The 21,522-nt window shown below is 62.3% G+C and carries 21 protein-coding genes; 15 read left to right on the top strand and 6 right to left on the bottom strand.

All coding sequences use genetic code 11. From position 1 onward, the window contains the following. Positions 1-86: 86 nt before the first annotated feature. From PSH78_RS11465 to PSH78_RS11450, 4 genes are all read right to left on the bottom strand, one after another. Positions 87-581 (bottom strand): hypothetical protein, encoded by a 495-nt coding sequence (locus PSH78_RS11465; RefSeq protein ID WP_305500562.1) that lies wholly within the window; start codon positions 579-581, stop codon positions 87-89. Between the two features lie 186 nt (positions 582-767). Continuing rightward, the gene (locus tag PSH78_RS11460) at positions 768-1,565 is read right to left on the bottom strand and encodes a transglutaminase family protein (RefSeq protein WP_305500560.1); all 798 of its coding nucleotides are present in this window, start codon (positions 1,563-1,565) and stop codon (positions 768-770) included. After that, entirely contained in the window at positions 1,562-2,512 is a 951-nt protein-coding gene (locus PSH78_RS11455; RefSeq protein WP_305500558.1) for an alpha-E domain-containing protein, read from the bottom strand. Before PSH78_RS11455 ends, PSH78_RS11460 begins: the two co-directional genes overlap by 4 nt. A 3-nt stretch (positions 2,513-2,515) precedes the next feature. Beyond that, positions 2,516-3,925 (bottom strand): circularly permuted type 2 ATP-grasp protein, encoded by a 1,410-nt coding sequence (locus PSH78_RS11450; protein ID WP_305500557.1) that lies wholly within the window; start codon positions 3,923-3,925, stop codon positions 2,516-2,518. A gap of 497 nt (positions 3,926-4,422) precedes the next feature. Here PSH78_RS11450 and PSH78_RS11445 point away from each other — a divergent pair, with 497 nt between their 5' ends. The 7 genes from PSH78_RS11445 to PSH78_RS11415 all read left to right on the top strand — a co-directional run bounded on the left by PSH78_RS11445 (position 4,423) and on the right by PSH78_RS11415 (position 9,699). Beyond that, the gene (locus PSH78_RS11445) at positions 4,423-5,013 is read left to right on the top strand and encodes an amino acid synthesis family protein (protein ID WP_305500555.1); all 591 of its coding nucleotides are present in this window, start codon (positions 4,423-4,425) and stop codon (positions 5,011-5,013) included. A gap of 45 nt (positions 5,014-5,058) precedes the next feature. Further along, positions 5,059-5,892 carry an alpha/beta fold hydrolase gene (locus tag PSH78_RS11440; protein ID WP_305500553.1) on the top strand — a complete coding sequence of 278 codons (834 nt, stop codon included), beginning with the start codon at positions 5,059-5,061 and terminating at the stop codon, positions 5,890-5,892. Further along, entirely contained in the window at positions 5,889-7,370 is a 1,482-nt protein-coding gene (locus PSH78_RS11435) for an aldehyde dehydrogenase (protein WP_305500552.1), read from the top strand. The genes PSH78_RS11440 and PSH78_RS11435 overlap by 4 nt, the downstream gene beginning before the upstream one ends. Positions 7,371-7,382: 12 nt before the next feature. Next, a complete protein-coding gene (locus PSH78_RS11430; RefSeq protein WP_305500551.1) occupies positions 7,383-7,868 on the top strand; it encodes a flavin reductase family protein in 486 nt (161 codons plus the stop codon). A gap of 46 nt (positions 7,869-7,914) precedes the next feature. Continuing rightward, positions 7,915-8,319 (top strand): carboxymuconolactone decarboxylase family protein, encoded by a 405-nt coding sequence (locus PSH78_RS11425; protein WP_305500549.1) that lies wholly within the window; start codon positions 7,915-7,917, stop codon positions 8,317-8,319. Positions 8,320-8,380: 61 nt separating this feature from the next. Beyond that, on the top strand, positions 8,381-9,133 hold the full coding sequence (locus PSH78_RS11420) for a GntR family transcriptional regulator (protein ID WP_305500548.1): 753 nt from the start codon (positions 8,381-8,383) through the stop codon (positions 9,131-9,133). 2 nt (positions 9,134-9,135) lie between these two features. Further along, positions 9,136-9,699 carry an NUDIX hydrolase gene (locus PSH78_RS11415; protein WP_305500547.1) on the top strand — a complete coding sequence of 188 codons (564 nt, stop codon included), beginning with the start codon at positions 9,136-9,138 and terminating at the stop codon, positions 9,697-9,699. A 9-nt stretch (positions 9,700-9,708) separates the two neighbouring features. On the opposite strand, the gene PSH78_RS11410 is transcribed toward PSH78_RS11415, so the two are convergent. Further along, complete coding sequence (locus PSH78_RS11410) at positions 9,709-10,002, bottom strand: DUF1330 domain-containing protein (RefSeq protein WP_305500545.1); 294 nt, start codon at positions 10,000-10,002, stop codon at positions 9,709-9,711. 82 nt (positions 10,003-10,084) lie between these two features. Here PSH78_RS11410 and ribBA point away from each other — a divergent pair, with 82 nt between their 5' ends. The 7 genes from ribBA to PSH78_RS11375 all read left to right on the top strand — a co-directional run bounded on the left by ribBA (position 10,085) and on the right by PSH78_RS11375 (position 16,956). Continuing rightward, positions 10,085-11,194, top strand: coding sequence for a bifunctional 3,4-dihydroxy-2-butanone-4-phosphate synthase/GTP cyclohydrolase II (gene ribBA, locus PSH78_RS11405; RefSeq protein WP_305500543.1), 1,110 nt, complete (start codon positions 10,085-10,087; stop codon positions 11,192-11,194). A 231-nt stretch (positions 11,195-11,425) separates the two neighbouring features. Then, the gene (locus PSH78_RS11400) at positions 11,426-12,451 is read left to right on the top strand and encodes an ABC transporter substrate-binding protein (protein WP_305500541.1); all 1,026 of its coding nucleotides are present in this window, start codon (positions 11,426-11,428) and stop codon (positions 12,449-12,451) included. After that, positions 12,448-13,371: an ABC transporter permease gene (locus tag PSH78_RS11395; protein WP_305501226.1), complete on the top strand. Its 924-nt coding sequence runs from the start codon at positions 12,448-12,450 to the stop codon at positions 13,369-13,371. The genes PSH78_RS11400 and PSH78_RS11395 overlap by 4 nt, the downstream gene beginning before the upstream one ends. A gap of 6 nt (positions 13,372-13,377) precedes the next feature. Further along, positions 13,378-14,187: an ABC transporter permease gene (locus PSH78_RS11390; protein WP_030142570.1), complete on the top strand. Its 810-nt coding sequence runs from the start codon at positions 13,378-13,380 to the stop codon at positions 14,185-14,187. Between the two features lie 17 nt (positions 14,188-14,204). Then, entirely contained in the window at positions 14,205-15,356 is a 1,152-nt protein-coding gene (locus tag PSH78_RS11385) for an ABC transporter ATP-binding protein (RefSeq protein WP_305500539.1), read from the top strand. A gap of 40 nt (positions 15,357-15,396) precedes the next feature. Further along, positions 15,397-15,882, top strand: a complete 486-nt coding sequence (locus PSH78_RS11380; protein WP_305500537.1) for a flavin reductase family protein — start codon at positions 15,397-15,399, stop codon at positions 15,880-15,882. Between the two features lie 30 nt (positions 15,883-15,912). Then, a complete protein-coding gene (locus PSH78_RS11375) occupies positions 15,913-16,956 on the top strand; it encodes an LLM class flavin-dependent oxidoreductase (RefSeq protein WP_305500535.1) in 1,044 nt (347 codons plus the stop codon). Positions 16,957-17,109: 153 nt separating this feature from the next. Here the strand turns inward: PSH78_RS11375 and PSH78_RS11370 are convergent, their stop codons facing one another. Next, positions 17,110-19,161, bottom strand: coding sequence for a TonB-dependent siderophore receptor (locus PSH78_RS11370; RefSeq protein WP_305500534.1), 2,052 nt, complete (start codon positions 19,159-19,161; stop codon positions 17,110-17,112). A 355-nt stretch (positions 19,162-19,516) separates the two neighbouring features. On the opposite strand from PSH78_RS11370, the gene PSH78_RS11365 reads away from it, so the two are divergent. Further along, the gene (locus PSH78_RS11365) at positions 19,517-21,313 is read left to right on the top strand and encodes a methyl-accepting chemotaxis protein (RefSeq protein WP_305500532.1); all 1,797 of its coding nucleotides are present in this window, start codon (positions 19,517-19,519) and stop codon (positions 21,311-21,313) included. The last annotated feature ends 209 nt before the right edge of the window (positions 21,314-21,522 follow it).

The raw sequence follows: 21,522 nt of genomic DNA, 5'->3' as shown, positions 1-21,522 counted from the left end.
CTCCTGTAAGCCACACCCGACGGGGGGCGCGGAACTACAGGTATAGCCAATAGCCAATGCGCGGGGTTTTGCCCGGCCAAGCGTATTCAGCTTCGCTCGCGCGGTATAAGACTCTGCAACTGCTGAGCGAGGAAATTTGCATCGAAGACGTAGGTGTCCGGATCCTTCAACCCGTTGGTCCTGCGCCATTGCCACTGCGTTGATGGCGGCTGGCAAACCAGGGAAATGCTGCCGTGGCGAGTGGCGGTCAGGCCGATGATCGACAAGGAAATCAACCCGCCCGCGCCCATCACATCCGGCACAAACTCAACCGGTTTACCGGTAATGGACAAGGTCAGTTTTTCCGTCTTGAAAGCCGACGTCTCGGCAGGAACACTCGGCCCATGGGCGACATACGCGCTACGACTCAACTCCAGCAGGTTCGGCGCCAGGACCGGCGCCAACCATTGCTCGATCTGCCCGTACAACGCCCCGATCCGCTCAGCCCATACTGCCGAGTGAGCCTGGTGTTGCTGCTTCTTGTGCGCTTCGCTGTCGGCGTAGTGACGGAGCATCTCGCCCAATTGCTGTACATCGTCCATGGCGCTGTCCTTTATCAAGGGGGGTGTTGCGAAGCGCGATGATGACAGGTTCGCACGGCGGCGTACGCAAAAGAACCGTACCGCCACCTTCGCGAGCAGGCTCGCTCCCACAGGGTTTCGGCCGGACACCGGTCCATTGTGGGAGCGAGCCTGCTCGCGAAGGGGCCTCAGTCTTTATTGGATAAATTACTGATGCTGCACCTGCACCATCGAGCTCACCTGCACCCGCGCGTGCATCTGCTCCGCCCCGCCGCCCCGGCGCATGCCGCGCACCGGGCAGGCGTCGAGGTAGTCCAGGCCGATCGCCAGTTTCAGATGGCGATCGGGACGGGTCAGGCGATTGGTTACGTCGAAGCTGTACCAGCCATCCCCCAGCCAGGCTTCAGCCCAGGCATGGCTCGCCAGGTGGTTTTCGTCTTCGGTGCACAGGTAGCCGGACACATACCGCGCCGGTACGCCCAGGCTGCGGGCACAAGCCACGAATGCATGGGCGTGGTCCTGGCAGACGCCGGCACCGCCGGCAAACGCCTCGGCCGCCGTGCTGCTGACCGCAGTAGTGCCGGGAAGGTAGGCCATGCGATCGGCGAGGCCATTCATCAAGTCGGCCAGCGCCGAACGATCACGCCGTGCCCCGCACTGGGCCATGGCGAAAGCAATGAGGCTTTCATCGGCCTGGCTGAGACGGCTGGTGCGCAGGAACGGCAGCGGTGACTGGCTGTCAGGCTCCATCTCCACGGTCTGGTCGATCTGCACTTCACCGTAAGCGGTCAGTACCAGAGCCCCATGAGGCTCGTCCATGGTCATGACATGCAGGATGTTGCCGTAAGGATCGAGCTGGCTGCGCACCAGGCGTGGCAACTCCAGGTGCCATTGCAGAATGCGCTGGCGCGGACTGTCCTTGGGCGTCAGGCGCAGGAACTGGATGCTGGTGCAGACTTCGTCGGCATAGCTGTAGGTCGTGTCGTGGCGAATGGACAATTTCATACCACCTCCAGGTAGGCATCGTGGACGGTCTGGCCCAGGTGGCGGATCTGGCCGATGAGTTCGGTCAGCCATTGATGCAGGCCCGACGCGAGAATCTCGTCGATGCCGGAATAACGCAGGCGCGCATTCAATTCCGCGGCCAGGCGCTGGGCCGGACGACCGTTGTTGCCAGGCAGGCTGGCGAGGATATGGTCCAGTTCTTCGATGCACGCATGCAGCGAGCGCGGCACGTCGGCCCGCAGCAGCAACATCTCCGAGACCTGCTCGGCGTTGGGCGCGTTACGGTAGATCTCGTTGAACGCCTCGAACGAAGACAGCGCCCGCAACAAGGCACTCCATTGGTAATAGCCGCGCGCCGAGTTGTCGCTGACCTCCTCCGACTCCTCGCCGAACATCTCGTAGCGCGCGTCCAGCAGGCGCAAGGTGTTGTCCGCGCGCTCGATGAAGGTTCCCAGGCGAATGAAACTGTAGGCGTCGTTGCGCATGATCGTGCCCGACGTCGCGCCGCGGAACAGGTGCGAACGCTCCTTGACCCATTCGCAGAAATGGCTGATGCCGTAGCGGCCCAGGCCGTTACTGGCGATGTTGCGCATCTCCAGCCAGGTGGCGTTGATGTTTTCCCACATGTCGGCGGTGATGCGCCCGCGCACCGCGTGGGCGTTGGTGCGCGCGGCACGCAGGCAGCTATAGATACTGCCGGGGTTGGCTTCATCCAGAGCAAAGAAATGCAGCATGCGCTCGCTGTTGAGCGCGTCATAACGGGCGTTGTAATCGTCCAGCGTACCGGCCGCCAGCAGCGACATCGCCAGCTCGGCATGCCCGTCGCTACGCCCGGCCTGGGGCATCAACGACAGCGAATAACTGACTTCGAGCATGCGCGCCAGGTTCTCGGCGCGCTCCAGGTAGCGGGACATCCAATAGAGGTCCGAAGCGGTTCTTGAAAGCATGTCTTAGTCCTCCACTACCCAAGTGTCCTTGGTGCCGCCGCCCTGGGACGAGTTCACCACCAGCGAGCCTTCGCGCAGCGCCACGCGGGTCAGGCCACCGGGCACCAGGCGGGTTTCCTTGCCGGACAGCACGAAGGGACGCAGGTCGATGTGGCGCGGGGCGATGCCGCTTTCGACAAAAGTCGGGCACGTGGACAGGCTCAAGGTCGGCTGGGCGATGTAGGCCTCCGGCCGGGCCTTGAGACGGGCACGAAAATCCTCGATTTCCGCTGCGGTGGCGGCCGGCCCCACCAGCATGCCGTAGCCGCCGGAGCCCTGGGTTTCCTTGACCACCAGGTCGGGCAGGTTCGCCAGCACATGGGACAGGTCCTGGGGTTTGCGGCACTGCCAGGTGGGCACGTTCTTCAGGATCGGTTCTTCAGTGAGGTAGAAGCGGATCATTTCGTCGACATAGGGGTAGATCGACTTGTCATCCGCCACGCCAGTGCCGACGGCGTTCGCCAGCACCACGTTGCCGGAACGATAGACCGCGACCAGCCCGGGCACGCCGAGCATCGAATCGGGATTGAACGACAGCGGATCGAGGTAGGCGTCGTCAAGGCGACGGTAAATCACATCCACCTGCTGGGGGCCGGCGGTGGTGCGCATATAGACGTGGTCGTCACGCACGAACAGGTCGGCGCCCTCTACCAGCTCCACGCCCATTTCCCGGGCCAGGAACGCATGTTCGAAATAGGCACTGTTGAAACGCCCCGGGGTCAGCACCACGGCGGTAGGGTTGTCGAGTGGGCTTGAGCTCTTGAGGGTATCGAGCAGCAGGTTCGGATAGTGGTCGATGGGCGCCACGCGCTGGGCGGCGAACAACTCGGGGAACAGACGCATCATCATCTTGCGGTCTTCGAGCATGTAGCTCACGCCGCTGGGCGTGCGCAGGTTGTCCTCCAGCACGTAGTAGCTGCCGTCGCCGTCGCGAACCAGGTCGACACCGGCAATGTGCGCGTAGATGCCACGATGCAGGTCCAGGCCCTGCATTGCGATCTGATAGCCCTCGTTAGCCAGCACTTGCTCGGCCGGAATGATGCCTTCCTTGAGGATGCGTTGCCCGTGGTAGATATCCGCCAGGAACATGTTCAGGGCCTGGACCCGCTGGATGCAGCCACGCTCAACCGTCTGCCATTCGCTGGCCTTGATGCTGCGGGGGATGATGTCGAAGGGGATCAGGCGCTCGGTGCCCTGCTCGTCGCCGTAGAGGGTGAACGTGATGCCTGCGCGATGAAACAGCAGGTCGGCTTCGCGGCGGCGTTGTTCCAACAGCTCCAGCGGCGTATCCGCCAGCCAGCGCGAGAAGGCTTGGTAATGCGGGCGGCAGTCACCCTGTGCGTCATACATTTCATTGAAAAAAGCGTGGGGCATAGCCAACTCCCAGCCGTGTCGTACACGGCATTTCTTATGACTTCGTCATTTCACCAGTCTGGCCTTGCCTTGTTTGATGAGCCTGTTCCTTGGAGCACCTCTTGGTTCTAGCGTCTGTGAGCCGTAGCAAACGCTGTGCCTAAGCGCGGGGGCATCCACACAATGCTGGAAAAAACGGCGCGCAACGCTGAAAAAGCGAAATTTCTTTTCTATTTCACGGCAAAAATCGGTTTGCAGGCTGAAACGTTTATTTCAGTGCCCGGCGTCGATACCTCAAACGGGTCGAATCGGTGCAGTCGGGCGGGAGTTTGGCCTCGGATGCCCTGAAAAGGGGAAATTTATACCCACACTGTAGCTGCCTATTCTCCTGAGTGCCTGCGCTCTGCCGAGCCCCAGCCTTCCGTCGCCTCCCCTCGCACAAATCCAAAGCCGCCACTTGCACCAACAGTATTATGGTATACCATCATACGCACAGACACTTTCCCCCGGAGCAGCTCATGAGTTTCGAAATTCGCAAGATCGTCAGCTATGTCGAAGAAACCTTCATCGAAGGTGGCAAGGCCACCGACAAGCCGGTGACCATGGTCGGGCTGGCCGTGGTCATGAAGAACCCTTGGCTGGGCCGTGGTTTTGTCGAAGACCTGAAACCCGAGATCCGCGCCAATTGCTCCGATCTCGGCGCGCTGATGGTCGAGCGCCTGGTGGGCATCATCGGCGGTGCGCAAAAGATCGAAGCCTATGGCAAGGCAGCGGTCGTCGGTGCCGACGGAGAGATCGAGCATGCCTCCGCCGTGATCCATACCCTGCGCTTCGGCAACCATTACCGCGAGGCGGTCAAGGCCAAGAGCTACCTGAGCTTCACCAACAAGCGCGGCGGCCCCGGCACCTCGATCCAGATCCCGATGATGCACAAGGACGACGAAGGCCTGCGCTCGCACTACATCACCCTGGAAATGCAGATCGAAGACGCTCCGCGCGCCGACGAAATCGTCGTGGTGCTGGGCTGCGCCGATGGCGGGCGCCTGCATCCACGCATCGGCAATCGCTACATCGACCTGGAAGAGCTGGCCGCCGAACAGGCCCAGTGAACCCACCGGGGCAACCACAATAAAAAAGGCATGCAGGAGCGCTCCATGATTCGGCTCACCGCTGAACTCACCCCGGCCGGCACCAGTTACCTGGCAACCGGCCAAGGCCAGCCCGTGGTCCTGATCCACGGCGTGGGCCTGAACAAAGAAATGTGGGGCGGCCAGGTCGTTGGCCTGGCCACGAAGTATCGCGTCATCGCCTACGACATGCTCGGCCATGGCGCCAGTCCGCGCCCTGCCACTGGCACTGGCCTGCTCGGGTACGCCGATCAGCTGCTGGAGTTGCTGGACCACTTGCAACTGCCCCAGGCCAGCGTGATCGGCTTTTCCATGGGCGGCCTGGTGGCACGCGCCTTCGCCTTGCATTACCCGCAACGCCTGCAAGGCCTGGTGGTGCTCAACAGCGTGTTCAACCGCAGCGCCGAACAACGTGCGGGGGTCATCGCCCGCACCGCCCAGGCCGCCGAGCATGGGCCGGACGCCAACGCCGAAGCCGCGCTGTCGCGCTGGTTCAGCCGCGAATACCAGGCGGCCAATCCGGCGCAGATCGCCGCGCTGCGCCAGACCCTGGCGCAGAACGATCCCCAGGGTTACCTGACCACCTATGAGCTGTTCGCCACCCAGGACATGTACCGCGCCGACGACCTGGGCAGCATCCAGGCGCCGACGTTGATTGCCACTGGCGAGCTGGACCCCGGCTCGACCCCGGAAATGGCCCGGCAACTGGCCGAGCGGATTCCCGGCGCCACGGTTGCCGTGCTCGCCGAGCAACGGCATATGATGCCGGTAGAGTCGCCGCGCCTGGTCAACCAGTTGTTGCTGGAATTCCTCGACACGGCCAACACCCGACAAAATCCAATAAAGGGGATCGTTGCATGACACTCGCACGCTTTTCGATGTGCATCGGCGGTGAATGGGTCGATGCGCTGTCCGGCAAGACTTTCGAGAGCCTGAACCCGGCGCTGGCCCAACCCTGGGCCGAGCTGCCCGACGCCGACGAAGCCGATGTCGATCGCGCCGTACAAGCCGCACAAACGGCTTTTGACAGCCCGGCCTGGCGCGGACTGACCGCCACTGCTCGGGGCAAACTGCTGCGCCGTCTCGGTGATCTGATCGCCGAAAACAAGGAGCAACTGGCCCAACTCGAAAGCCGCGACAACGGCAAGCTGATCCGTGAAACCCGCGGCCAGGTCGGCTACCTGCCGGAGTTTTTCCACTACACCGCAGGCCTCGCCGACAAGCTCGAAGGCGGCACCCTGCCCCTCGACAAGCCGGACCTGTTCGCCTACACCGTGCACGAAGCCATGGGGGTGGTCGCCGCGATCATCCCCTGGAACAGCCCGCTCTATCTCACCGCGATCAAGCTCGCCCCGGCGCTGGCGGCCGGCAATACCATCGTGATCAAGCCGTCCGAGCACGCCTCGGCGACGATCCTGGAGCTCGCTCGCCTGGCCCTGGAAGCCGGAATCCCGCCGGGCGTGGTCAACGTCATCACCGGCTACGGCCCGAGCACCGGCGCCGCCCTCACCCGCCACCCACTGGTACGCAAGATCGCCTTCACCGGCGGCGCGGCCACGGCCCGGCATGTGGTGCGCAGCAGCGCCGAGAACTTCGCCAAGCTGTCGTTGGAGCTGGGCGGCAAGTCGCCCAACATCATCTTTGCCGACGCCGACCTCGACAGCGCCATCAATGGTGCGATTGCCGGCATCTACGCCGCCTCCGGCCAGAGCTGCGTGTCCGGCTCGCGATTGCTGGTACAGGACGAAATCTACGACGAGTTTGTCTCACGACTGGTGGAGCGCGCCCAGCGCATTCGCATCGGCAATCCTCAGGAAGACGCCAGCGAAATGGGCCCCATGGCCACCGCGCAGCAACTGGCCGTAGTCGAGGGCCTGGTGGCCGACGCGATTGCCGAAGGCGCGCGCCTGCGCCTGGGCGGCAAGCGTCCGCCGAACCTGGGAGACGGCTGGTTCTACGAGCCGACCCTGTTCGAGTGCGATCACAATTCTATGAAAATCATGCAGGAAGAAGTCTTCGGCCCGGTGGCCTCGGTCATTCGTTTCAAGGACGAAGCCGAAGCCCTGGCGATCGCCAACGACTCGCAGTTCGGCCTCGCCGCCGGCATCTGGACGCGTGACCTGGGCCGCGCCCATCGCCTGGCCCGGGACGTGCGATCCGGGATTATCTGGGTCAACACCTACCGCGCGGTCTCGGCCATGGCGCCGATCGGCGGGTTCAAGAACAGTGGCTACGGACGCGAAAGCGGCATCGATTCAGTGCTGGCCTATACCGAGCTGAAAACGGTGTGGATCAACCTTTCCCAGGCGCCCATGCCTGACCCGTTCGTGATGCGCTAGGAGTCCTGAGAAATGATCGAACCCGGCATCTACAAAGAAGTCATGAGCTCGTTCCCGTCCGGCGTCACGGTGGTTACCACCCTGGACCCGGAGGGCAATATCGTCGGCATCACCGCCAGCGCTTTCAGCGCCTTGTCCATAGACCCGGCGCTGGTGCTGTTCTGCCCCAACTATGCCTCCGACACCTACCCGATCCTGCGCGACAGCAAGCAGTTCGCGATCCACTTGCTGTCCGCCGACCAGACCGCCGAAGCCTACGCCTTCGCCGGCAAAGGCAAGGACAAGGCCAAAGGCATCGACTGGCACCTGAGCGACCTGGGCAATCCATTGCTGGGTAAAGCCACGGCGATCATCGAGTGCGAACTGTGGCGCGAATACGATGGCGGCGATCACGCGATCATCGTCGGCGCGGTGAAGAACCTGATCCTGCCCGCGCAACCGGTCACGCCGATGATCTACCACAAAGGCAAGCTGGGCCCGCTGCCCGCGCTGGCTTGAGGGCTGCACATATCCCCACAGGTCCATCACTATTTTCGGAATCCGTATGAGCAACGAAAAATACCAGCAAGGCCTGAAGATCCGCACCCAGGTACTGGGCCAGGACTACGTCAACCGCGCCATCGAGAACGCCGACGATTTCACCCGGCCGCTGCAGGAAATGGTCACGGAATATTGCTGGGGCCATGTCTGGGGCCGCGAGGGTTTGTCGCTCAAGGAGCGCAGCATGATCAACCTGGCGATGATCTCGGCGCTCAATCGCCCGCACGAACTCAAGCTGCATGTGCGTGGCGCCTTGCGTAACGGACTGAGTCGTGAGCAAATACGCGAAATTCTGCTTCAGGTCGGCATTTATTGCGGCGTCCCCGCTGCCGTAGACAGTTTCCGGCTTGCCCGCGAAGCCTTCGCCGAAGCCGACGCCGAGGCCTCCAGTCAACCCTCGGCTGTTTGAACTGAACGAGCATGGATGTTTGCCCGTTTTGCATGGACAGCCACATCACAGAGCGGACCCCATGAAACGCCTGCCACTCGACGACAGCTTCAAGGTCAATCGCAACCCCGTTACCCTGCGCGAAATCGTGCTGGATAAACTGCGAAGCGCCATCATGAACTTCCAGCTGCTGCCGGGCGATCGCCTGGTCGAACGCGACCTGTGCGACCGCCTGGGCGTGAGCCGTACGTCGGTGCGTGAAGCCCTGCGTCACCTCGAATCCGAAGGCCTGGTGGAGTTCGCCGATGCCAAGGGTCCACGGGTGGCGATCATCACCCTAGCCGACGCCGGTGATATCTATGAGCTGCGGTGCGTGCTCGAAGGCTTGATCGTCCAGTTGTTCACCCTGCGGGCCAAGGCCAAGGACATCAAGGCCCTGGAAAAAGCCCTCGAGGAAAACCGCAAGGCCCTCAAGGACGGCGAGCTGCAGCAGGTGCTGGATTCGGTCCAGGGTTTCTACGACGTACTGCTTGAAGGTTCCGGCAATCACGTTGCCGCCACCCAGTTGCGCCAGTTGCAAGCGCGCATCAGCTACCTGCGGGCCACGTCAGTGTCCCAGGAAAACCGCCGTGGCAGCAGCAACCAGGAAATGGAACGCATGGTCGAGGCGATCAAAAGCGGCGATCCACTGGTGGCCCACCAGGCCTGCGTCGATCACGTACGCGCCGCCGCCAAGGTCGCGCTGGAATACCTCAAGCGCCAGCAGGAAGAGACTGGCAACATCCCGGAAATCACCGCGCCCATCGCGTTGAAAGAACCCCGCATAGGACGCTGATCATGTTCAGCCCGAGCTTTTGTCCAAAGTGTGGCGGCACTGACTTGAGCCAGCGCCTGCCAGCGGGCGATACCCATGAGCGGCTGATGTGCGGCGGCTGCGGCTACATCCATTACGTCAATCCGAAGATCATCGCCGGCTGCATCATCGAACAGGACGGCAAGTACCTGCTGTGCCAACGCGCTATCCCGCCGCGCCCAGGCACCTGGACACTGCCGGCCGGCTTCATGGAAGGCAACGAGACCACCGAGCAGGCGGCCCTGCGTGAAGTCTGGGAAGAGACCGGCGTGCGCGCCGAAATCATCTCGCCCTACTCGATTTTCAGCGTGCCGAAAATCAGCGAGGTGTACATCATCTTCCGCGCCATCGCGCTGGAGATCACCGGCGAGTTCGGCGCGGAAACCCTCGCCTGCCAATTCTTCGCTGCCGAAGACATTCCATGGGACAGCATCTATTATCCGGCCATCCGGCAGATCCTCGAACGTTACATCGAGGAACGCCAGGCCGGGGTCTACGGCATCTACATGGGCAACGACGACAGCGGCAAGATTCACTTCATCCGCTGACGCCTGCGATCAGGGCGCCACGCCCTCGACGATGATTACCTCGGCCCGCGCCACACCCTCACGATGCTCCTTCGCCTGCTGATACTCCTCGCAGTGATAGCAGGCCAGCGCCTGTTCGTAGGAATCGAATTCGATCACCACGCTGCGCTGCGGCGTGGCCCTGCCTTCCATCGCTTCGCTGCGTCCGCCCCGGGCGAGCATCCGTGCGCCATACAAGGCAAACGCCGCTGGCGCGCGCTGGGTGTATTGGCTGTATTGATCGGGGTCGCTGACATCCACATGAGCAATCCAGTACGCCTTCATAGTGACCTCTGTGTTTGTTTTGTATTATGGTATACCACAAGCCGTTTCCATCCTGCACCCTTCAAAACAAAGAGAGCCCGCCATGGCCTTTAACAGCATTGAGGAAATCATCGAAGACTACCGCCTGGGCAAGATGGTGTTGCTGGTGGATGACGAAGATCGGGAAAACGAAGGCGATTTGCTGCTCGCCGCCGATTGTTGCAATGCCCAGGCGATCAGCTTCATGGCCCGCGAAGCACGCGGGCTGATCTGCCTGACCCTGACCGATGAGCACTGCCAACGCCTGGGCCTCGAACAGATGGTGCCGAGCAACGGCAGCGTGTTCAGCACCGCGTTCACGGTGTCCATCGAGGCCGCCACGGGCGTGACCACCGGTATCTCCGCCGCTGACCGGGCGCGCACCGTCGCTGCCGCTGTTGCTCGTGACGCGGGGCCGGTCGACATTGTCCAGCCGGGGCATATCTTCCCCCTGCGGGCCAAGGAAGGCGGCGTATTGACCCGCGCCGGGCATACCGAAGCCGGTTGCGACCTGGCGCGCCTGGCAGGCTTCACGCCGGCATCGGTGATTGTCGAAGTCATGAACGATGACGGCACCATGGCCCGCCGCCCGGACCTGGAAATTTTCGCCCGCAAGCACGGGATCAGGATTGGCACCATCGCCGACCTGATCCACTACCGCCTGAGCACCGAGCACACGGTGGTGCGCATCGGTGAACGGGACTTGCCGACGGTGCATGGCACCTTCCGCCTGTTCACCTTCGAAGATCGCATCGAAGGCGGCGTGCACATGGCGATGGTCATGGGCGATATCCGTCGGGAAGAGCCGACGCTGGTGCGCGTGCATGTGATCGACCCACTGCGGGACCTGGTCGGTGCCGAGTACAACGGGCCTTCCAACTGGACCCTGTGGGCGGCGCTGCAACGGGTCGCCGAGGAAGGTCGTGGCGTGGTGGTGGTGCTGGCCAATCACGAGTCATCCCAAGCGCTGCTCGAACGTGTGCCGCAACTCACCCAGCCGCCCCGCCAGTTCAGCCGCTCCCAATCGCGCATCTATTCTGAAGTAGGCACTGGCGCGCAGATCCTCCAGGACCTGGGCGTTGGCAAGCTGCGGCACCTGGGGCCACCGCTCAAGTACGCGGGGCTGACCGGGTATGACCTGGAGGTGGTGGAGAGCATTCCTTTTACCGGGTAGGCAGGGACAGCACACATTTACCCACAACAGATCACCGAAATCCGCTCCAGGCAGATAGCCGGTACGGCAAAACCCTTGCAGAAAGTTTGGAATACCATAATATGATATTCCATCGACCGAACGCTTCTGCCTACCCTGGCGCGGTCACTTGCAAGACCCGCTTGACCCAAAGCTCCCGATAAGTGGGCGAATAGAAGCCCACTCAATAAACACAACAATGAGGGCGTGAACATGGTGTTGAAGAAAAGTGCAGCCGCAATTCTTTTTGCCGGCCTGCTGAGTGTCACCAGCCAGGCGACGATGGCCGCTGAAAGCGTCAACTTCGTCAGTTGGGGCGGCAGCACCCAGGACGCGCAGAAACAGGCCTGGGCCGATCCGTTCAGCAAGGCCAGCGGCATCACCGTGGTCCAGGACGGCCCGACCGACTATGGCAAGCTCAAGGCCATGGTCGAAAGCGGCAACGTGCAGTGGGACGTGGTCGATGTCGAGGCCGACTTCGCCCTGCGCGCCGCCGCCGAAGGCCTGCTCGAACCTCTCGATTTCTCGGTCATCCAACGCGACAAGATCGACCCGCGCTTCGTCTCCGACCACGGTGTCGGCTCCTTCTATTTCTCCTTCGTGCTCGGCTACAACGAAGGCAAGCTCGGTTCGGGCAAGCCAACGGATTGGTCCGCGCTGTTCGACACCAAGACCTACCCCGGCAAACGCGCCCTGTACAAATGGCCAAGCCCTGGCGTGCTGGAACTGGCCCTGCTGGCCGATGGCGTGACGCAGGACAAGCTCTATCCGCTGGACCTGGACCGCGCCTTCAAGAAACTCGACACCATCAAGAAAGACATCGTCTGGTGGGGCGGCGGCGCCCAGTCCCAGCAACTGCTCGCGTCCGGCGAAGCCAGCATCGGCCAATTCTGGAACGGCCGTATCTATGCCCTGCAACAAGACGGCGCTCCGGTCGGCGTGAGCTGGAAGCAGAACCTGGTCATGGCCGACATCCTGGTCATTCCAAAGGGCTCGAAAAACAAGGCCGCTGCCATGAAATTCCTGGCTAACGCCAGCAGCGCCAAGGGCCAGGCCGATTTCTCCAACCTGACCGCCTACGCCCCCGTCAACGTTGACAGCATCGCACGCCTGGATTCGGTGCTCGCCCCCAACCTGCCGACCGCCTACGCCAAGGATCAGATCACGCTGGATTTTGCGTACTGGGCCAAGAACGGTCAGGACATCGCGACACGGTGGAATGAATGGCTGGTCAAATGAAAATGGCGGCAGCGGCAACCCCTCGCACCGGGAGCGCCGTCGGCGCTGCCGGTTCGGCCGTGGCGCGCAAGCAGACGCCGTCGTTGATGCAACGCTGGCGCGGCGCCGGCAACCTGATTCCTGCGCTGCTGTTCCTCGGCCTGTTCTTCCTGGCGCCACTGATCGGCCTGCTGCTGCGCGGCGTGCTGGAACCCGTGCCGGGCCTGGGCAACTACGAGCAGCTGTTCGCGAACTCGGCTTACGCCCGGGTGCTGTTCAACACCTTTTCGGTGGCCGGGCTGGTGACGTTGTTCAGCCTGCTGCTGGGCTTCCCGCTGGCCTGGGCCATTACCCTGGTGCCCCGCGGCTGGGGCCGCTGGATGCTGAACATCGTCCTGCTGTCGATGTGGACCAGCCTGCTGGCCCGCACCTACTCCTGGCTGGTGCTGTTGCAGGCCTCGGGCGTGGTGAACAAAGCGTTGATGGCCCTGGGCATCATCGACCAGCCGCTGGAGATGGTGCACAACCTCACCGGCGTGGTGATCGGCATGAGCTACATCATGATCCCGTTCATCGTCCTGCCGTTGCAGGCGACCATGCAGGCCATCGACCCGATGATCCTGCAGGCCGGTTCGATTTGCGGCGCCAGCCCCTGGACCAATTTCTTCCGGGTGTTCCTGCCGCTGTGCCGGCCGGGGCTGTTCTCGGGTGGGCTGATGGTCTTCGTCATGTCCCTCGGTTACTACGTGACCCCGGCATTGCTGGGCGGCGCGCAGAACATGATGCTGCCGGAATTCATCATCCAGCAGGTGCAGTCATTCCTCAATTGGGGCCTGGCCAGTGCCGGTGCTGCCTTGTTGGTGGCGATCACGCTGGTGTTGTTCTACTTCTACCTGAGGCTCCAGCCGGAATCCCCGGTGGGCGCCAGCAACGCGAGGTAAGCCGCCATGCTCCTGACTCCCAATGCCATGAGCCGACGCATGCGGTTCGGCCTGTACTTCACCACCGGTGTGATCGCCTTGTTCCTGCTGCTGCCGATCGTATTCATCGTGCTGCTGTCGTTCGGCTCGTCGCAGTGGCTGGTGTTTCCGCCGCCAGGCTGGACCTTCAAATGGTACGGCCAGTTCTTCTCCAACCCGGACTGGATGAGCGCCGCGCTGACCAGCCTCAAGGTCGCGGTGCTGACCACCGTCTGCGCCGTGGCCCTGGGCCTGCCGACCGCGTTCGCGCTGGTGCGCGGGCGCTTCCCCGGCCGGGAAATGCTCTACGGCCTGTTCACCCTGCCGATGATCGTGCCGCTGGTGATCATCGCCGTGGCGGTCTACGCGCTGTTCCTGAAACTCGGCTACACCGGGACGATGTTTGCCTTCGTGGTCAGCCATGTGATCGTCGCGCTGCCGTTCACCATCATCTCGATCATCAACTCGCTCAAGCTGTTTGACCAATCCATCGAGGACGCGGCGGTGATCTGCGGCGCCTCGCGTCTGCAAGCGGTGTTCAAGGTGACGTTCCCGGCCATTCGCCCGGGCATGGTCGCCGGCGCGTTGTTCGCATTCCTGGTGTCGTGGGACGAGGTGGTGCTGAGCGTGATGATGGCCAGCCCGACCCTGCAGACCTTGCCGGTAAAAATGTGGACCACTTTGCGCCAGGACCTGACGCCTGTGATCGCCGTCGCTTCGACGCTGCTGATCGGCCTCTCGGTGCTGGTCATGGTGATCGCCGCCGCCCTGCGCCGGCGCAACGAAATCAGCGCCTGAGCGCCTAGGAGAATACGATGAGTGCCGTCAAAGACCCCGCACAGCGGAACGACAAGACCCTGGTCAGCCTGCGCAACCTGAACAAGCACTACGGCGACTTTGCCGCCGTGGACGATATATCCCTGGAGATCCAGGACGGTGAATTCCTGACCTTCCTCGGCTCCAGCGGCTCGGGCAAGAGCACCACCCTGTCGATGCTGGCCGGCTTCGAAACCCCCAGCAGCGGCGAGATCCTGGTGGACGGCAAATCCCTGGTCAACGTGCCGCCGCACAAGCGCGACATCGGCATGGTGTTCCAGCGCTATTCGTTGTTTCCGCATCTGTCGGTGCGCGACAACATCGCCTTCCCGCTGGCAATCCGCAAACTGGCCAGCGCCGAGCGCGAGCGCCGGGTCGATGCCATGCTCAAGCTGGTGCAACTGGAAGAGTTCGCCCATCGGCGCCCTTCGCAACTGTCCGGTGGCCAGCAGCAGCGCGTGGCGATTGCCCGGGCGCTGGTTTATGAACCGCGCATCCTGCTGATGGACGAACCCCTCGGCGCGTTGGACAAGAAGCTGCGCGAAGACTTGCAGGATGAACTGCGCCAGTTGCACCGCCGGCTGGGCATCACCATTGTCTACGTCACCCACGACCAGGAAGAAGCCATGCGCCTGTCCCAGCGCATCGCGATCTTCAGCCACGGCAAGATCGTCGGCCTGGGCAGCGGCTACGACCTCTACCAGAATCCACCGAATGCCTTTGTCGCCTCGTTCCTGGGCAACTCCAACTTCCTCAAGCTCAAGGCCCAGGGCAATGCCGCGGCGTCCTTCGAAGGCCAGTCGCTGTCGATCCGCCTGACCACCGGCCTGCAAACCGACCAGGACGTGCTGCTGATGGTCCGCCCGGAAAAGGCTCTGGCCCTGAGTGTCGAGCAGGCGACCCAAGACACCCTGCCGGCCGGCTGGAACGAAGTCTCGGCCAAGGTCGTGGAGGTGCTCTTTCTTGGCGAAAGCCAGACCTGCAGCGTAGTGACGTCCGGTGGCACGGCCATGACCGTCAAGGCGTTGTCCGCCGCCGGCATGCCGCTGAAGGCTGGCGACCCGGTGCGGGTGCGCTGGGCCGCCGCCGATGCCTGCGTCTACACCCAATGGGCCGAGAGTGACCTGAACAAGGCCGCCGGCGCCCACTGAGAACACTGCGTCATAACCGCCTGCGAGCGAGGACTGCGAAATGATCGATGCCAACCTCTACAAACAAGTCATGGGCTCGTTCCCGTCCGGCGTGACGGTGATCACCACGCTGGACGATGACGGGCAAATCGTCGGGCTGACCGCCAGCGCCTTCAGTTCATTGTCGATGGACCCGGCCCTGGTGCTGTTCTGCCCCAACTACAGCTCCGATTCCTATCCGGTGCTGATCAGGAACAAACGCTTCGCCATCCACGTGCTTTCCGGCGGCCAGCAGAACGAAGCCTACGCGTTCGCCCGCAAAGGCAAGGACAAGGCCCAGGGCATCGAATGGACCTTGAGCGAGTTGGGCAATCCGTTGTTGGGCAACGCCACCGCCATCATCGAATGCGAACTGTGGCGCGAATACGAGGGTGGCGATCACGCCATCATGGTCGGCGCCGTGAAGAACCTGATCGTGCCGCAACACACACCGGGGCCGCTGGTTTATTGCCACGGCAAGATGGGCACCCTGCCCGTCCTCGCCTGAACCGATCGTCAACAATAAAGAGAAAGCGCCATGAAATTTTCCCTGTTCGTACACATGGAGCGCTGGGACGAAAGCGTCAGCCATCGCCAGTTGTTCGAAGACCTCAGCGAGCTGACGCTGATGGCCGAAGCCGGCGGTTTCAGCACCGTGTGGATCGGCGAACACCACGCCATGGAATACACCATTTCGCCAAGCCCGATGCCGCTACTGGCGTACCTGGCCGGCAAGACCACGACCATTCACCTCGGCGCCGGCACCATCATCGCGCCGTTCTGGCACCCGCTACGGGTGGCTGGCGAATGCGCGTTGCTCGACGTTATCAGCAATGGCCGCATGGAAGTCGGGCTGGCCCGGGGCGCCTATCAGGTGGAATTCGATCGCATGGCCGGTGGCATGCCAGCCTCTTCCGGCGGCCAGGCATTGCGCGAAATGGTCCCGGTGGTGCGCGCCCTGTGGCAAGGCGACTACGCCCATGACGGCGAGATCTGGAAATTCCCCACTTCCACCTGCGTGCCCAAGCCCATCCGCAAGCCTCATCCGCCGATGTGGATCGCCGCCCGCGATCCTGACTCGCACAACTTCGCGGTCGCCAATGGCTGCAACGTGATGGTCACGCCTTTGATGAAAGGCGATGAAGAAGTCCTCGACCTGAAGAACAAATTCCAGGCCGCCCTGGACAACAATCCCGACGTGCCGCGTCCGCAATTGATGGTGCTGCGCCACACCCATGTGCACGCCGAGGACGATCCCGAGGGCTGGAAGATCGGTGCCCAGGCAATCTCGAAGTTCTATCGCACCTTCGACGCCTGGTTCGGCAACAAGCAGGTGCCGGTCAACGGCTTCCTGGCGCCGAGCCCGGAAGAAAAATTCGCCGAGCGCCCGGAGTTCCAGCTGGAGAACATCCGCAAGAACACCATGATCGGCACCCCGCAGGAAATCATCGAGCGGATAAAGTATTACCAGGAACTGGGCGTGGACGAGTTCAGCTTCTGGTGCGACAACAGCTTGCCGCATGCCGAGAAGAAAAAATCCCTGGAGTTGTTCATCCGGCAGGTGGTGCCGGCGTTTCGCTGATCCGTTACATCGCCTTCGCGAGCAGGCTCGCTCCCACAGGGTCTGGAACACCCGCAGCCTATGTGGGAGCGAGCCTGCTCGCGAAGGCGGATTGAAGCTGAAAAAAAATGCCCGGACATTTGATGCCCGGGCATTTTTATTCAAGCACTGCGATCAGAACGTCACGCTGGCGCTCAACTTGGCAGTACGCGGCTCGCCGACGTTGACCTGCAACTGGCTTCCGGTGGACGACGGGTAGTACTGCTTGTCGAACAGGTTGTCGACGTTCAATTGCAACGAGGTCTTTTGCCCGAACACCGGCGACTCCCAGCGCAGGAACGCGTCGGCGACGGTGTAGCTGCTGAGCCAGAAATCGTTGGCGTTGTTGGCGGCGCGTTCGCCGACATACCGCGCTCCGGCCCCGGCGTGCCAGGCGCCGAATTCGGCCGGCACGTTCAGATGGTGGCTCAGGTACAGGCTGGCGGTGTGCTTGGGAGCATCGGCCAGACGGTGACCTTCGTCCTCCGGATCGTCGAGGATTTCCGTATGGGTGTAGGCGTAAGTCCCGATCAGGTCCCAGCGGTCGGCGAGGCGGCCCGTGATGTCGAGTTCCAGACCCTGGGAACCTACCTTGCCGGCGGCTTCCGCCAGCGTCACGCCATTGACCGTGGAGGACGTCACGACGTTTTTCTTCACGATGTCGAACAGCGCAAGGTTGATATTCAAGCCCGGGAGCGGATCGTACTTTGCGCCGATTTCATAGCTGCGGCCCTCTTCCGGATCGAAGGTATTGCCGGCGTCGTCAACGTCGTCGTTCGGCTTGAAGGAGCGGCTGTAGTTGCCATACAGCGACAGGCTGTCGGTGGCTTTGTAAACCAGGCCGAGGAATGGCACGAAGGCGTCGCCGTTGTCATCGCGATTCACCACATAACGGCTGCCCAGCCCCTGATCGCTATATTGATCGTAGTGCTGGTAGCGCCCGCCAAAGACCAGGATCCAGCGGTCGTCCAGGTGCCAGTTGTCCTTCAGGTACACCGAGCTGGACGTCAGTTGGTTACTCAGGTTGCTCTGGGCGGGGTTGATGACGCTGGGCTGCGCCAAACCTCCGTACACCGGCGCCGTGATATCGAAGCCGCCCCGCACTGGCCCGCGGTAGGTCTTGCCACGGTACTGGTCAGACACCTGGTTATCGGCACCGATCAACAGGTCATGGCGCTGGCCGAACAGCTCCTGCTTGCCGATGAAATCCCAACTGGCGTAACGGGTTTCATCGTCGTAGTGGGCGCCGTTGGCGGCTCGCCGCAGAGTATTGCCGACCAGCGAGTTGGGCTGGGCAATCGCAAGACTGTAGCGGTCATTGTTCCAGCCGTAGGTCACCCGGGTTTTCCACGCTTCGCTCAGCTCGTACTCGAACCGCGCGGTGGCCGTCTCACGGATCCCGACGCTCTTGGCCCAAGGCTCGTCCAGGCGCTTGTCATAGTCGATGTCGGCCGGATGCCCATTCTTGAACACCGTGCCACGGTCAAACGGGTTGGAATATTCGTTGTACTCGTAGCTCAGGTTCAACGAAGCACGCTCACCGGTCCAGGCCAGCGATGGCGCCACCAGCGTGCTCTCATTGACGCCGTAGTTGCGCCAGTAATCCTCATGGCCGCGTTCGGCGATCAGGCGATAGGCCAACCCGGTGTCGCCCAACGGCCCGGTGGTGTCCAGGGCCATGGTGCCGCCGCCCTCGCTGTAGGCGGAGCCGCTCAGCGTGGTGCTCTGGGTGTATTCGGGCTTCTTGCTGATGACGTTGATCAGGCCACCCGGTTCCAGCGCGCCGTACAGCATTGAGGCCGGGCCCTTGAGCACTTCGACTCGCTCAGTGGTGGCGCTGAAGTTGTGGCCCAGGTTCGAACGCACACCATCGCGCAGGATCGAACCGTCATCGTTGGTGCCAAAACCGCGCTTGACCAGCGAGTCCCGCGAGTTGCCCAAGGTGTTGCCCTGGCTGACACCGCTGACGAACTTCATCGCGTCGTCCAGGGAGCGCACCTGGTAGTCCGCCAGGGTCTGCTGGGTCACCACGTTGATCGACTGCGCCTCTTCCTTGATCGGTACATCGCTCTTGCTCGCCGTGCTGGCTTGCGTCGCCGTGTAGCCTTCGTCCTGAATGATCCGACTGCCTTGCACATCCGTGGTGGGCAGTTCAAGGGTGTCCTGGGCCTTCAAGGGGCTTGCCATGAAACAGCAGGACAGCGCGGGTAAAACACATTTGACGAGGGCATTGCGGTAAGCGAGGGGGGTGGAACGATTCAAGACGCTGCACTCATGGGGGGGATGTGAATGAGAGCGAATATACTTTGAGAATCATTCCCAGTAAATCTTTTGTATCAAATTGATAGCGCCATACCCCTTGTGGGAGCGAGCTTGCTCGCGAAAGCGGTGGGTCTGCCAGCATTGATGTTGGCTGTACCTGCGCCTTCGCGAGCAAGCTCACTCCCACAAAGTGATATCAAATCGCCCTGCTACCCTAAAGCTTTGGCGCTCGCGGTCGAATGTATTCCATTCAGTGATTTTTTTGCCCAGGAGCAGCGGCATGCAGACGTTAAAGGCCTTGTACGAGTCTATCGAGATGCAATTCTTCGATACCCTCACCAAAAAGCTTTCAAGCCTTTTCCTGCTGGTCGTCGTCAGTGGCCTGCTGTACTGGGTCGCCGTCAGCGCCCGGGCCGATATTCTCGTGCAGTTGCGCACGGCCCAACTGGACGCCGCGCTGCTGGGCCAGATCGAGGATCGTCTCGACAGCCTCACCCATGCCCTGCTCTTCGGCGCGCTCCTGACGTTCGGCATGATCAGCTTCATGGTCTGGTATTTCCGCCACCTCATCGTGCGCCCCGTCACTGTAATGACCAAGGCGCTGGAAGAGATCGCCAACGGCGAAGGCGACTTGTCCAAGGACTTGCCGCTGGTCACCCATGACGAGATCCGCACGCTGGCCGCCACCTGCAACCGCTTCCTGGCCAAGCAGCGCGAGATCATCAGCAACGTCCAGGCCTTGACGGTGCACATTGCCGTGGAGTCGGCCCGTTCATTGAAGAACATCAGCGACTCCAGCGACAGCGCGACCCACCAGGCGCGCTTCGCCAAGGAAGTGATGGACCAGAGCAATACCGCCGTGGGCCGTATCGAAGAAGTGTCCCGCCAGACCCAGGGCATCTCCAGCACCACCGCGCAAAACCTGAACATGGCCCGCGATTCCTACGCCGAGTTGCTGGAAGTGACCGGCAACATCAGCGAGATCTCCAGCAGCCTGGGTGAATTCGCCACGCTGGTGGACGCGCTGAACCAGCGTTCGTCGAGCATCAAATCCATCGTCGGGCTGATCCAGCAGATTTCCGCCCAGACCAACCTGCTGGCGCTCAACGCCGCCATCGAAGCGGCGCGCGCCGGGGAAAGTGGTCGTGGCTTCGCCGTGGTCGCCGATGAAGTGCGCACCCTGGCGCAGAACGTCAGCCGGGCTACCGACGATATTTCGCGCAACATCGACGCGATGCTCCAGGAGGTCAGTTCCACCCACGAGCAGACCACCCAGATCAGCCACAGCGCCCGGGAAACCCAGAAGGTGGTGGAACGCGCCTCCGGCCATTTCGAGAGCATGATCGTCGACTTCGAGTCCACCAACGGCAAACTGGCGGATATCGCCGACCACATCCAGCAGTTCGCCGACTCCAACACCGGTATCAACGAACGCGTCACCCAGATCCATGCCGACAGCCAGTCGATCGACCAGCGCATGCAGCAGTCGGCGACCGCCACCCGCGATCTGTCCGGTGTTGCCGAGAAGGTCCAGACGCTGCTGGGCCGCTTCGTGCTCGGCCACGGCAAGCTTGACGCCGCCATCACCCGCGCCAGCGAATGCCGCGACACGCTTCAGGTTCAGCTGCAGGCGCTGCAGGAAGAAGGCGTCAACCTGTTCGACCAGAATTACCAGCTGATACCGGGTACCGATCCCAAGCAATACATGACCAGCTACACCGAACGCTTCGCCCGGGTCTGCCAGGAAGAATGCGACAAGCTGACCCGCAGCACGCCGGGCGGCAAGGTCTCGTTCATCGTCGATACGAAGGGCTATTGCCCGGTCAACAACAGCTGGGTGTCCAAGCAACCAACCGGCGACCGCGCGGTCGACCTGCCGGTGTGCCGCAACAAGCGGATCTTCAACGACCCGATCGGCCTGCGCGCGGCGGGCAACGTCCAGCGCTTCCTGCTCCAGACCTACCTGCGCGACACCGGGGAAATCATGACCGAGATCGACGTACCGTTCTTCTTTGGCGGCCGTCACTGGGGCAACCTGCGGGTGGGCTTTGATGCGGCGGTGTTGTTGGCTGACTGATCAAAGGATCAAGCCAGACGATTGTGGCGAGGGAGCTTGCTCCCGCTCGGCTGCGCAGCAGTCGCAAGACGGGTGATGCGGTCAGCCTGGAGAACCGCCGGGGCCTGCTACGCACGCCAGCGGGAGCAAGCTCCCTCGCCACATTGGCCTTTCTGCGCACATACAATCCTGAGTCTGCCCCACAAGGGCATCTGCGGCACCTGCAAATC

This window comes from Pseudomonas sp. FP198, assembly GCF_030687895.1.
In the GTDB taxonomy this organism is placed as follows: Bacteria; Pseudomonadota; Gammaproteobacteria; order Pseudomonadales; family Pseudomonadaceae; genus Aquipseudomonas.
The sequence above is the reverse complement of the archived record's forward strand: the minus strand, read 5'-3'. Positions and strand labels throughout refer to the sequence as shown.

Coding starts and splice junctions, on each gene's coding strand:
- PSH78_RS11410 (WP_305500545.1), bottom strand. CDS start 10,002: ATGAAGGCGTACTGGATTGCTCATGTGGATGTCAGCGACCCCGATCAA.
- PSH78_RS11390 (WP_030142570.1), top strand. CDS start 13,378: ATGCTCCTGACTCCCAATGCCATGAGCCGACGCATGCGGTTCGGCCTG.
- PSH78_RS11435 (WP_305500552.1), top strand. CDS start 5,889: ATGACACTCGCACGCTTTTCGATGTGCATCGGCGGTGAATGGGTCGAT.
- PSH78_RS11425 (WP_305500549.1), top strand. CDS start 7,915: ATGAGCAACGAAAAATACCAGCAAGGCCTGAAGATCCGCACCCAGGTA.
- PSH78_RS11395 (WP_305501226.1), top strand. CDS start 12,448: ATGAAAATGGCGGCAGCGGCAACCCCTCGCACCGGGAGCGCCGTCGGC.
- PSH78_RS11440 (WP_305500553.1), top strand. CDS start 5,059: ATGATTCGGCTCACCGCTGAACTCACCCCGGCCGGCACCAGTTACCTG.
- PSH78_RS11450 (WP_305500557.1), bottom strand. CDS start 3,925: ATGCCCCACGCTTTTTTCAATGAAATGTATGACGCACAGGGTGACTGC.
- PSH78_RS11415 (WP_305500547.1), top strand. CDS start 9,136: ATGTTCAGCCCGAGCTTTTGTCCAAAGTGTGGCGGCACTGACTTGAGC.
- PSH78_RS11380 (WP_305500537.1), top strand. CDS start 15,397: ATGATCGATGCCAACCTCTACAAACAAGTCATGGGCTCGTTCCCGTCC.
- PSH78_RS11365 (WP_305500532.1), top strand. CDS start 19,517: ATGCAGACGTTAAAGGCCTTGTACGAGTCTATCGAGATGCAATTCTTC.
- PSH78_RS11460 (WP_305500560.1), bottom strand. CDS start 1,565: ATGAAATTGTCCATTCGCCACGACACGACCTACAGCTATGCCGACGAA.
- PSH78_RS11455 (WP_305500558.1), bottom strand. CDS start 2,512: ATGCTTTCAAGAACCGCTTCGGACCTCTATTGGATGTCCCGCTACCTG.
- ribBA (WP_305500543.1), top strand. CDS start 10,085: ATGGCCTTTAACAGCATTGAGGAAATCATCGAAGACTACCGCCTGGGC.
- PSH78_RS11370 (WP_305500534.1), bottom strand. CDS start 19,161: ATGGCAAGCCCCTTGAAGGCCCAGGACACCCTTGAACTGCCCACCACG.
- PSH78_RS11445 (WP_305500555.1), top strand. CDS start 4,423: ATGAGTTTCGAAATTCGCAAGATCGTCAGCTATGTCGAAGAAACCTTC.
- PSH78_RS11430 (WP_305500551.1), top strand. CDS start 7,383: ATGATCGAACCCGGCATCTACAAAGAAGTCATGAGCTCGTTCCCGTCC.
- PSH78_RS11465 (WP_305500562.1), bottom strand. CDS start 581: ATGGACGATGTACAGCAATTGGGCGAGATGCTCCGTCACTACGCCGAC.
- PSH78_RS11375 (WP_305500535.1), top strand. CDS start 15,913: ATGAAATTTTCCCTGTTCGTACACATGGAGCGCTGGGACGAAAGCGTC.
- PSH78_RS11400 (WP_305500541.1), top strand. CDS start 11,426: ATGGTGTTGAAGAAAAGTGCAGCCGCAATTCTTTTTGCCGGCCTGCTG.
- PSH78_RS11385 (WP_305500539.1), top strand. CDS start 14,205: ATGAGTGCCGTCAAAGACCCCGCACAGCGGAACGACAAGACCCTGGTC.
- PSH78_RS11420 (WP_305500548.1), top strand. CDS start 8,381: ATGAAACGCCTGCCACTCGACGACAGCTTCAAGGTCAATCGCAACCCC.